The organism is Mucilaginibacter endophyticus (genome assembly GCF_003351025.1).
GTDB lineage: Bacteria > Bacteroidota > Bacteroidia > Sphingobacteriales > Sphingobacteriaceae > Mucilaginibacter > Mucilaginibacter endophyticus.
Genome location: NZ_QPCG01000012.1, coordinates 130,905 through 143,850 on the forward strand (window position 1 = coordinate 130,905; position 12,946 = coordinate 143,850).

Sequence of the window (12,946 nt, forward strand, 5' to 3'; positions counted from 1 at the left end):
ATTCATAACACTTAAACCACATGAAGAAACTATACATCGTATTGTTTTCGGCAGTATTGTGTCAAACAAATCTTAAAGCACAAACCGCCGGAAACTATTTCACATCCAACCCAACCCTTACACCCGATGGCAAGACCGTAATTTTCACTTATGAGGGCGACCTATGGAAAGCCGATATTAACAGCCCCGCTGCAACAAGGTTAACCGCCATGCAGGGCGATGAAAGCAATCCCCGTGTATCGCCCGACGGGCAATGGCTGGCCTTTTCGTCAAACCAGTTTGGCAACACCGACGTATATGTAATGCCCCTTGCCGGTGGCGACATTAAACAGATCACTTTTAATGATGCGGCCGACAATGTAGATTCATGGACCTGGGATTCTAAATCTATCTATTTCAACTCTACCCGTTATAATGGCTTTAGCGAGTACAAGGTAGCTGCTACCGGCGGCACACCGGTGCGCTTGTTTGGCCATTACTTCAATACCATACACGGGGTAGTTGAGCATCCGCAAACCGGCGAACTGTTTTTCAGCAATACCTGGGAAAGTATCTATTTTCCAACCCGCAAACATTATAAAGGTGCTTATAACCCCGATATCCAATCGTACAATCCAAAAACCAAAGCTTATAAAAAATATACCGACTGGCAGGGTAAGGATTTCTGGACTACTATCGATCAGAAAGGAAATATCTATTTTGTATCCGACGAGGGTAACGAAGAATATAACCTGTACACGTTTATCGATGGTAAAAAAACTGCTTTAACCCAGTTCCCTACATCTATTAAACGTCCACAGGTAAGTGCCGATGGCAGCAAGGTTGTTTTTGAAAAAGATTACCAGATTTTTGTTTACGATGTCGCTTCAAAACAAACACAAAAGCTAAGCTTTAACCTGTTCCGTAACAACGTATTGCCTAAAGACCAATCATTTGAAACAGGCGGCAAAATTGGAGCGGCGGATTTATCGCCTGACGGTAAAAAACTTGCTTTTGTATCACGCGGCGAATTATTTGTGAGCGACGCTGAAGGCAAATTCATAAAAAAACTGGAGCGTAACACCAGCGAACGTGTTACCGAAGTTGAATGGCTAAGCGACAATAAAACCTTAATTTTTGGTCAAACGCTGGGTGGCTTTCCAAACTGGTACACCATAGCTGCCGACGGTACGGGTGACGAAAAACAGCTTACTACCGATAAAGGCAGCAACCGTATGCTCAGCATGAATAAGGACAGATCAAAAGCTATTTATTTGAGCGGCCGAAACGAGCTGAAGCTTTTAGACACAAAAACACTTACATCAAAAACTATTGTTACCGATGAGTTTTGGGGTTTTGAAAATCTCGCGCCGAGGTTTTCGCCCAATGGCGAGTATGTGGTTTATAACGCATACCGCAATTTTGAAATGGATGTTTTTGTTTACGAGATAAAAACCGGGAAGATCACCAACCTTACCAACAGCGGTGTTACTGAGGCGGCACCGTTTTGGTCGCCGGATGGTAAGTATATTTATTTTACTTCATCGCGTACGCAGCCGGAATATCCTTACGGCTCAAAAGATTCCCATATCTACCGGATGCCTTTGCAAAAGTATGACGATCCGTTCAAGATGGATAAGTTCACAGCCTTGTTTAAAGAGGAGAAAAAAGACGACGATAAAAGTAAATCGAAGGATAAAGACAAAAAATCGTCTAACAAAAAGAAACCTTTATCTGAGCAGCCTACCCCAAAAGCACCGGATGATATTACCATAGATACCGAAGAGCCTATGAAACGCCTGGAACGCATCAGTCCGGAATTTGGACAGGCACAGGGTTCGTATGTGATTCAAAAAGGCGATAAGACGATGGTGTACTACGCATCCAACCACAGCGAAGGCAAAGCTGCACTTTACCGTACTACCCTCGAAAACTTCGAGCAACCTAAAACCGAAAAAGTTGGCGGCGGCGACTTTGGCAGTTTTGACATTTTTGGTAACAGCGATAAATACTTTTTACTGGCCGGAGGTAATATTTATACATTAAATATTGATGCCAATAAAGTAGATAAGGTAGAGATCAACTACGCCTTCACCCGCAACATGGCCGGCGAATTTGCGCAGATGTTTGATGAAACCTGGGCAGGTTTAGATGAAAACTATTATGACGGCAATTTCCATGGAGCCGACTGGAAAAAGGTGCATGACACCTATAAAGCTTTTGTACCTTACATCAATAACCGCTCAGATCTGCGCCTGTTATTGAATGATATGCTTGGCGAACTCAACTCATCGCACCAGGGCTTTTATTCCAATGGCAGTGAGGAAAAGAAAACACTCTCCTACCGCACTATGGAAACCGGGATCATTTTTGACAATGATTCGCCATACAAAGTTAGCAGTATAGCCACCCGCAGTAATGCCGATAAAGCAGGTGTTGACGTAAAGCCAGGCGATATATTAAAAGCAGTTAATGGTGTTATCGTTGACGAAAAACAAGACCGTAACTATTACTTCAGCAAGCCATCGCTCGATAAAGAAATTGAACTGACCTTTAACCGCGCCGGTAAAGAAATTAAGGTGAAGCTACACCCCGAATCAACCGGTGATCTGTCGGGTAACCTTTACGACGACTGGATCAAGACCAACGCCAAAACTGTAGCCGAAAAAAGCAAAAACCGCATAGCTTACTCCTACATGAAAAACATGGGTGATGGTGCATTGGAAGATTTCCTGGAAGATATGGTTGATGATGCTTATAACAAAGACGCCCTCATCCTTGACCTGAGGTATAATACCGGCGGTAACGTGCATGATAATGTGTTGAAATTTCTGTCGCAAAAACCATATTTGCAATGGGCGTATCGTGATGGTAAAAAAGCACAGCAATCAAATTTTGCTCCGGCAGCAAAACCAATTATCCTGCTTATGAATGAGCAAACCCTGAGCGACGGCGAAATGACCTCGCAAGGCTTTAAACAATTGGGCTTAGGTAAGATCATTGGCACAGAGACCTATCGCTGGATCATTTTCACCAGCGGCAAAGGCCTGGTTGATGGCTCTTTTTATCGTATCCCGGCCTGGGGATGCTATACCCTTGATGGTAAAGACATTGAAAAAAACGGTGTATCACCAGATATCTATGTAAAAACAGATTTTGCCGACAGGCTTGAAAATAAAGATCCGCAATTGGACAGGGCTATTGAGGAGATATTGAAGCAGTTGCCGCCCCCTACCCCCCTAAAGGGGGAAAAATAGTGCAGAACTGTTTTGATTGTATATACTAATATCTAAATAAAGCCCTCATGCTCCCCCTTTAGGGGGCCGGGGGGCTTTATTTAGAACATATCCAAATAACATTTGTATAAAGCACTAACCGCTTTCAAATGTTATTTTTTGTAAATTCGCCGCTCTAAGGCCAGTTAATGGGCTTAACGTCAATTTCTTTTACTTTTCACCTAAAAATCAAATACAAATGGCTTTTGATTTAGATATGATCAAAAAGGTTTACGACCGCTACAGCACCCGCGTTGAGGCTGCCCGTAAAGCGACCGGTAAACCCCTAACTTTAACCGAAAAGATTTTATATGCCCACCTTAGCGAAGGCGATGCTCAAAAAGCATTCGGTCGTGGAGTGGACTATGTTGATTTTGCACCAGACCGTGTAGCTATGCAGGATGCTACGGCGCAAATGGCCCTTTTGCAGTTTATGCAAGCTGGTCGCCCGCAGGTTGCCGTTCCGTCTACCGTACATTGCGATCACCTTATACAAGCTAAAATTGGCGCTGTTGAAGATTTAAGCACTGCTGTTGACGTTAACCGTGAAGTTTATGACTTCCTGGCTTCAGTATCTGATAAATATGGTATCGGTTTCTGGAAAGCCGGTGCAGGTATCATTCACCAGGTAGTGTTAGAAAACTACGCTTTCCCTGGTGGTATGATGATCGGTACCGACTCACATACACCTAATGCAGGTGGTTTAGGTATGATTGCTATTGGTGTTGGTGGCGCTGATGCCTGCGACGTAATGGCTGGCTTACCTTGGGAGCTTAAATTCCCTAAATTGATCGGTGTTAAATTAACCGGTAAACTTTCTGGCTGGACTTCAGCAAAAGACGTGATCTTACGTGTTGCTGGTATCCTTACAGTAAAAGGTGGTACCGGTGCCATTGTTGAATACTTTGGTGAAGGCGCGCGTTCAATGTCTGCAACCGGTAAAGGTACTATCTGTAACATGGGTGCCGAAATCGGTGCTACTACCTCTATCTTTGGTTACGACGAAAAAGCTGCTGCTTACTTAAAAGGCACTAAACGTGCTGATATCGCTGAGTTAGCTGACGCTATCGCTGAACACTTAACCGGCGACGAAGAGGTTTACGCTAACCCTGAGCAATATTTCGACCAGGTTATTGAAATTAACCTGAGCGAGCTTGAACCACATGTAAACGGTCCGTTCACTCCGGATTTGGCATGGCCTATCTCTAAATTTGCTACTGCTGTTAAAGAAAACGGCTGGCCTACCAAATTAGAGGTTGGTTTGATTGGTTCATGTACCAACTCATCATACGAAGACATCACCCGTTCAGCTTCTATCGCTAAACAGGCTATCGATAAAAAATTAAAAACTCAGGCCGAGTTTACCATCACTCCAGGCTCTGAGCAAGTACGTTACACTGTTGACCGTGACGGTTACCTTGATACATTTGCTCAAATGGGCGGTGTGGTATTGGCTAACGCCTGCGGACCATGTATCGGCCAGTGGGCTCGTCATACTGATGATCCTACTCGTAAAAACTCCATCATCACTTCGTTTAACCGTAACTTCGCTAAACGTCAGGATGGCAACCCTAATACACATGCTTTCGTAGCTTCACCAGAAATTGTTACCGCTTTTGCTATCGCAGGTGATTTAACTTTCAACCCGCTTACCGATACGTTAACTAACGAAGCTGGCGAACAGGTTAAATTTGACGAGCCTCAGGGTATCGAATTACCGGTAAAAGGTTTCGCGGTTGAAGATGCAGGCTACCAGGCACCAGCCGAAGATGGCAGCAAAGTTGAAGTTATTGTTTCTCCAACTTCATCACGTTTACAATTGCTTGAGCCATTCAAAGCTTGGGAAGGTACCGACATTACAGGCTTGAAACTGTTGATCAAAGCTAAAGGTAAATGTACTACCGACCACATTTCAATGGCTGGTCCATGGTTGAAATTCCGTGGTCACCTGGATAACATTTCAAACAATATGTTGATTGGTGCTATCAACTACTTTAACCTTACTGCCGATAGCGTTAAAAACGAATTAACCGGCGAGTACGGTCCTGTTCCGGCTACTCAGCGTGCTTACAAAGCAGCAGGTATCGGTTCGATAGTAGTAGGCGACGAAAACTATGGCGAAGGTTCATCACGTGAGCACGCTGCTATGGAACCACGTCACCTTGGTGTGCGTGCCATATTGGTGAAATCATTTGCCCGTATCCATGAAACCAACCTTAAAAAACAAGGTATGCTTGGTATCACTTTCGCTGATAACAACGATTATGATAAGATCCAGGAAGATGACACAATCGATATCACCGGCTTAACTACATTTGCCCCAGGCAAACAGTTAACTGTTGTATTACACCACAAAGATGGTTCAACCGAATCATTCCCTGTAAACCACACTTACAATGCTCAGCAAATTGAGTGGTTTAAAGCAGGCGGTGCATTAAACATCATCCGTAAACAAATGGCATCTTAATTTCGGATATCGGAATTCTGATTTCGGATTCAATATTTGAAGCCTTCCCTATTGGGGAGGCTTTTTTTGTTGGATAAAAATCGTTCGTGAGGACACGAACGATGGGGATGAAAGATAATATTTCCCGTTGGCCGTGTCCCCACGGCCAACTATATGTAATAAAAAAAGCGCCCGTGGGGACACGGACGCTGGGAAAAATATGGTTGTTGATCTATGAACTATGATCCATGAACTAAATAATCCCTGAACCAAAAAATTAGAATTTATACCTAACAAACGCTTCCATCGCCTCGTATTCGGCAAGGCCAAGACGATCGTAGCGTTGGGCAGTGTCGCGGGTACGGTCTTCTGCCCTTACCCAGAACTCCCTTGCATCATCACCAGGGAATACCGGAGTATCTTTCTGCGACTGGTGTTTGAAGATAGCGTTACGTTTGCGGATCACCTCTTGTGGAGATAATGGTACGGCCATCTCTATCTCGTAGGTTTCAAACTCGTGCCATGCACCACGATACATCCATAACCAGCAGTCTTCAACCCAGGCTTCTTTACCTTTCAGTCTGTCCAATGCAGCCAGGATGATCTTGAAGCACACGAGGTGGGTACCGTTAGGATCCGCAAAATCACCTGCCGCGAAAATCTGTTGTGGTTTTATTTTTTGAAGCAGTTCAATAGTTAGTTGAATATCTTCCTCGCCGACTGAGTTCTTTTTGGTTTTACCTGTTTCATAGAATGGTAGAGCCATGAAGTGGATATGATCGTCCTGCAAACCTGCATACCTTGCACCTGAAATCGCTTCTGTTTTCCGGATGAAACCTTTTACATTCCTGATTTCTTGCGTATCAATTTCGTTAGGCTGTTTTGTTGGAAAGAAGGCACGCATATCTTCATATGATTTTTGAAGATGAGTGGTGTCTTCGCCAATGCTGTTGGTGAAGTCGATGGCAAATTCCATATACCTCAACACATCATCATCCCATACCGCGGTATTGCCCGAAGTTTGGTAAGCTACGTGCACATCATGACCTTGGTCTACCAAACGAATAAACGTACCACCCATTGAAATCACGTCATCATCCGGGTGCGGTGAGAAAATGATTGAACGTTTTTTGGCTGGCAATGCCCTTTCCGGTCTTTGCGAATCATCAGCATCCGGTTTGCCGCCCGGCCAGCCGGTGATGGTATGCTGGATCTGGTTAAAAATATCAATGTTGATATTGTATACCGGGCCTTGCTCTACCGCGAGCTGAGCCATACCGTGGTTATTGTAATCTTCTTCGGTTAGTTTCAATACCGGTTTGTTAACCTCATTCGCTAACCAAATTACAGCTTTCTTTTTCAGTGTATTTTCCCATACACAATCTTTTACCAACCATGGGGTATCAAACCTGGTCAGTTCTGAGGCAGCATCCGCGTCCAGTACAAACTCTACATGCTGTGACAGTTGCAAGTAGGTTGCAGGTACTTCGCCTGAAATTTCACCCTCTACCGCTTTCTTGATGATCGGAGCTTTCTTTTTGTTCCAGGCCATCAGGATGATTTCCCTTGCCTTGAAGATGGTACCAATACCCATCGTGATGGCCTTAGTTGGCACATCAGCTTTACCACCGAAATCGCGGGCAGCATCACGCCTGGTCAGGTCGTCAAGAGTTACCATCCTGGTACCTGAATTAGGTGCCGAACCCGGCTCGTTGAAACCGATGTGACCAGTACGACCGATACCCAGGATCTGAAGATCTAACCCGCCCAGTTCTTCAATCTGTTTTTCATAGGCTAAACAAAATGCTACAACTTCGTCTTTATCCAGTGTACCGTCTGGAATGTGAATATTCTCCTTTTCAATATCAATATGGCTGAACAGGTTTTCGTACATGAATGTCACATAGCTTTGGGCTGCTGTTGGTTTCATCGGGTAGTACTCATCCAGGTTGAAAGTGATCACATTTTTAAAGCTTAAGCCTGCTTCTTTGTGCTGCCTCACCAGTTCGGCATACACGCCGATAGGAGTTACACCGGTGGCAAGTCCCAATACCGCTTTTTCGCCTTTGGCTTGTTTTGAGCGGATCAGATCCGCTATCCGGTTCGCTACCGCCACTGAGGCTTCTTGCTGGTTGTTGTACACGCTCACAGGTAACTTCTCGTAACGCGTCTCTTCCAATAAATTTAATCGTGCCATAATTTGTTCAGAACCTATATGTTATATGTTAAAGTTTAAAAAAGTCACTATACAAAAAACCCCCGCCATGGGCGAGGATTTTTATCAAACCAATTAACAAAAATGTTTATCCTCACCGACATGAGGGTAAAGTAAAGTGCGTATAATAATATGCTGTGCATTATCAATACAAACTTAGTAAAACAAAATTTGAATTAAAAGAACTTTTTAAATTTTTTTAATAAGTAATTTATCCGGAAAAGTATGATTTGGCAGACAGTTTGGTTAAAATTTGCATTGTGACAGATTTCATCTCTTATCATCAGAAATTGTCATTTCGATTGAGCAAGCGAGGGCATAAACATGGGGCGAAAGAGAAATCTTATACGCCATGAAAATCCAGCCCAATTAGTTCGCCTACATATGGTATAAGATTTCTCCTCGTTCCTCGTTCGAAATGACAATTATTAAATAGAAACCTCTCCAAAAAGGCAAAAGAGTTCCTGATGGGCAGGAATACTCTTTTTGCTAACCAATTATAAAACATAAATCATGAGAGGAGAAGAGATGCAGGGGTGGAGTCGAACCATCCGTTTGCTGCCGGCCAGCACCTGCCATTTAGTTTAAAAATGAACCCCATTTGCAAACTAATCTGTTGCAAATATATAAATATTCTATTAAATCTATATACTTAGTAGAATTTATTCACAAAACGTTCATCTTTTATAAAAACCTCTTAGTTATCAGGCTCTTTAATTTTTTACTATTAACGCTGGTCTGACTTATTGGAGCAAATCTTTTCGAAAGGAACAGGGTATTCTTCACCTAATGATTTTTCATATTCGGCGCCAAACTCCTCGTAAATTTTCCGGGCATGCTCAATACCTTTAGTACGGCGCAAAGCTTTGAGTTTAAACTTAATGCCGATATCGTTAAATGGATCGATACTTAACACAACGCGCGAAATCTCTAATGCTTTCTTATAATCCTGGCCATCGTAAACCTTTTTTATCACCGGCAAAATAACAGGCATCAGCGCTTCCTCATAATCCTGTTTAAAATCATCAAGCCATATTTCCGGGATATGCTGTAGCAGCCCGCCGCGGGAAACCAAATCAAAATGATTAAACACTGCCGGTTCGGCATTGATGGTTTGCTTAAGTGAATCTCTTACCACAAAATAATCGCAGTAAAAGCCTTCGGTAATAATAAAGCTATACGTATCATTCAAAAAGGCAAGTTCCAGCCCTTCAATATCCGAAAGAATATTGCGCAGGTGATTGATGGTTACACCACGGATATTTTTGGTTTTAACCACATCTTTATCGGGCCAAAGTGTAGTGGAAATCTTTTTAGAAATCACGCCATTTTTTTCGCGGCTGTTTAACAGAATGAGGATAAACAACTGCTTGATCTTAGGGCTAAACAGGTAGGTAATATCCCGCTTATTTTTATCAAATACAGTAAACTCGCCTAACAGGTAAACCGCGTTAGCTTTATTATCTGCAACTGCTTCACCAACTTCTTCAACACTAATTTCTTCCGGAGCAACAGGAGCTGCTTCATCATCGGCCTTCTTTCTCCTTAGGAAAAACGCCACAACACCACCCAGTAAAATCAATGCGGATGCGCCACCCAATACCCTGTATAAAGTAAAAGATTTGCTTTTAGGCTGATGTGCGGCTGCAAACTCGGCCTGGCTTACAGGCGGCGCCGTAAGCGCAAATATTTTTATGGTTGACCGGGATGGAGTTTCAAACTCCTGGGTTGTACAATAAAACACATCCTGTTTGGCGTTATAAAACAGGTTATGATCTGTTTCAATACGTTCAGATACAACCGGGATAGTGCCACTCACCACCTGGTATGAACCATCTTTTATTGAAAATTTATACAGGCGCAAACTTGTTTTAGGCCGCTCGTGCGGATAGCACAGCACGTAAAGAAACTGCTTATCTTTTGAAACGATGAGGTTATTAGCCGGCACAAATGCTTCCTCATCGGGCTTTATCTCCCATAACTTTTTAATGGTATGATTGGCAAGATTTACCCTGTACAGGTCATAATAATGCATCCCCCCTACTACCTGGTTGCCTGATTGGTTGCCGTACCCACCGAAGATATATACATCATTGTTTTGATCGGCAGTACTGGCCGCCGAGAAAAAACGGGGATTAATTACATCGCCGGTAAAGCTTTGTTTTTGCCAGTTATCGGTTACCTTATCGTATTCGAAAAAGTTATTATAGTATTTGAAAGACCCATAGCCACCAAACAGGTAAAAGTTATTGAAATCTTTATCATAAAAAATGTTGTGGTGGTGCCTTTGTTCCATTATGGTAGATTTACCATAGTAATCCCAGTTAAGGCTATCAAGGTTGAAGGATGCAATACTCGGCGCCGGTTGCGAAGCACGGAGTACTTCATACAGATAACATTTATCCTCCTTAGGGTTTATGATACTCTTGCCCAAATGCAACGGTACTTCCAGCCTATTTTTAAACGGTTTAGACCAAACCGCATCGCGTTCAACATCATAAAACATGAGCGAATCACTTTTGAAAATAAAGAACTGCTCATTTTTTTCATTAAAGTTGATACCGGCCACCTCATTAAAAGTGTGTACAAACTTTTGCTTCCAATAATAGGATTCGTTGATAAGCCAGGCGGGGTTATCCACATAGCCCAAATTGTCGCCATCGCTGTTAAAAACATCATTCCCGGCCCATTCATTAAGCGGAAAAGTATAGGTTTTATCATCGTTACTGACAACAAGGTTTTTAATGGCCATATTGGGTACATCCGAATAATGCTCGTTTTTGCCAAAAGTGATCTTAGCCTTTATTTTACCGGTAAAACCCAGTTCATTGGCTCGGTACCATTTCCCGTTTACCGAGATTCCTACCTTATCGCCTTTCAAATCAAGATCAACAATAACCTTAAACCATTTACGCCTTTTCAGCAGGGCATTGGCAAGCGGAATGTTGAGCTTATTACTCCGGCTGTCAATATTAAAATTAAGGAACGAGCCCTGATCGTAAATAGCACTCAAACTATACGAGTTGCCCTTATCATCGGTTAAATTTAAAATATAGCCAAGATGCTGGTTATCCCACAATGAAAGGTCAAACCCGATAACCAGGCGATCATGAAAAGTGGGCAAATCTTCTTTAAAAACCTGGTACGAGGTGCGTTTGCTCATCAGGCTATCGTTTGAACCAAATTGTAAACCCTGCCCCATGCCTTTCATCGCGGGCAGCAGCAAAACAAAAAGCAATACAAGCTTATATGCCCCTTGGGAAAGCATTAAAACCTTACTTTTTTTTATCATTTACAATACATGTTTAAACTCGCTGATCGGGCAGCGCTGTAGGTTAGAATAATGTGCTAAAATATAGATTTTTTGGGTATCGGGCGAGGTAGATTTTCATCATTTCGGCTATGACTTATTGTACCGGCATTAATTTTATCAGTTTCCGAAACTCTTTTTTATCAAGCGTAAAAAACTTTTTACATAACCACACTAAACCCGCTTTAAATACACTCAAAGGCACTTTATTAGCTACAAACCTACTTATCAGCCACTTACAGTAATAAAAATAATACATTACTTACGGGTGTAAGCGTAGTCATACTAAAACATTTTGCCCAAAGGCGATATTCTTACTTGCAAAATGAGCAGGTATTAGCCGCTACAGGTATAATTTTAAAACTATGCCATTGAAAGTAAAACATATCATAACGTTCTTTTTTTTGCTCGCAGTTGGTTCGCAACTCCGTGCACAGGATAGCACGCTGGTTGGGCAATCACTTAAATGGGACCTGGCTAAGTGTATCGACTATGCCAAAAAGAACAACATCCAGATCAATTCATTGCGCCTGTCGCAGCAAACCAGTCAGCAGGAATATTTACTGGCCAAAGCCGCCCGCCTGCCCGATCTTTCGGCTACGGGGTCACAAACCTTTGCGCACGGTAATAATTTCAGTAATGGCGATAACGGCAGGCACTCGGGATATAATGTTTCCGGGTCGTATGGGTTAAGCTCCAATGTAACGCTGTACAACGGCAGTTATATCAACAACAACATTTCTCAAAAAAACCTGCAGGTACAATCGGCTAACCTCAGTATCCTGCAACAGGAAAATGATATTGTACTGCAGATAACCCAGGCTTATCTTACCGTACTGTTGGATAAGGAATCCGTTATTTATAATACCGATCTGCTTAGTACCACTCAGGCGCAGGTTAAATTACAACAACAACGGTACAACGTAGGTAGCGTAGCCCGTAAGGACCTCATTCAGCTGCAGGCCCAACAAGCTACTGATCAATACACATTGGTTAATTCACAAAACGCCGTCCGTAACGATCTGCTTACCCTGAAACAATTACTGGTACTGCCAACCGACCTCAGTTTCGACATTATGAAGCCTGACACGGTGATGGCCCCGATAGATAGCGTTTCATCCTTCCCGGAAGCGGAACAAACAGCTCTGCAAAATCGCCCCGAGGTTAAAAATGGTGAGTTAGGCGTTAAGATTGCGCAGTTTGATGTAGATAAAGCCAAAGCCGGTTATAAACCTACACTTACTGCCGGCGCTTCGCTTAATACGGGTTACGCCAATGGCCAGGGTGTTTCATTCGGCAACCAGATCAATAATAACTTTTATCAGCAACTCGGGGTCAACCTGTCTATACCCATATTCACCAAACGCGTAGTAAAAACGCAGGTCGAAGAAGCGAAGATCAACGTCAAGCAATCGCAGCTTGATCTCAAAAACACCAAGATCACGCTTTCGCAAACCGTTGAACGCGCTTACATCAACGTACAAAACGCGCGCAGCCAGTTTAGTGCCGCCGCCGAAGAATATAAATTCAGTAAAGAAAGCTACCGCATAGCCAGCGAACAACTTAAAGTTGGCGTAGCTAATACGGTAGATTTTTTATTGCAGAAAAACCTGTTTGTACAGGCGCAGCAATCATTTGTGCAGGCCAAATACAACGCCCTGCTTACACTAAAGATCTATGACTTTTACAGGGGAGTACCTATTACATTATAATACCGGTTT

Annotated in this window: 5 protein-coding genes; 3 read left to right on the plus strand and 2 right to left on the minus strand. The window is 42.9% G+C overall.

Annotated features, from left to right (window positions below; translation table 11 throughout):
- Nucleotides 1-20 precede the first annotated feature (20 nt).
- Complete coding sequence (locus tag DUL71_RS30515; RefSeq protein ID WP_114941604.1) at nt 21-3,236, plus strand: S41 family peptidase; 3,216 nt, start codon at nt 21-23, stop codon at nt 3,234-3,236.
- A 217-nt stretch (nt 3,237-3,453) separates the two neighbouring features.
- Nucleotides 3,454-5,721 carry an aconitate hydratase gene (locus DUL71_RS30520; protein ID WP_114941605.1) on the plus strand — a complete coding sequence of 756 codons (2,268 nt, stop codon included), beginning with the start codon at nt 3,454-3,456 and terminating at the stop codon, nt 5,719-5,721.
- 256 nt (nt 5,722-5,977) lie between these two features.
- Here the strand turns inward: DUL71_RS30520 and nagB are convergent, their stop codons facing one another.
- Together nagB and DUL71_RS30530 are read right to left on the minus strand one after the other, a co-directional pair.
- A complete protein-coding gene (nagB, locus tag DUL71_RS30525; RefSeq protein ID WP_114941606.1) occupies nt 5,978-7,897 on the minus strand; it encodes a glucosamine-6-phosphate deaminase in 1,920 nt (639 codons plus the stop codon).
- Nucleotides 7,898-8,642: 745 nt separating this feature from the next.
- Nucleotides 8,643-11,207: a Kelch repeat-containing protein gene (locus tag DUL71_RS30530; protein ID WP_154402528.1), complete on the minus strand. Its 2,565-nt coding sequence runs from the start codon at nt 11,205-11,207 to the stop codon at nt 8,643-8,645.
- Nucleotides 11,208-11,590: 383 nt separating this feature from the next.
- Here DUL71_RS30530 and DUL71_RS30535 point away from each other — a divergent pair, with 383 nt between their 5' ends.
- Nucleotides 11,591-12,937: a TolC family protein gene (locus tag DUL71_RS30535; protein ID WP_114941608.1), complete on the plus strand. Its 1,347-nt coding sequence runs from the start codon at nt 11,591-11,593 to the stop codon at nt 12,935-12,937.
- Nucleotides 12,938-12,946 lie beyond the last annotated feature (9 nt).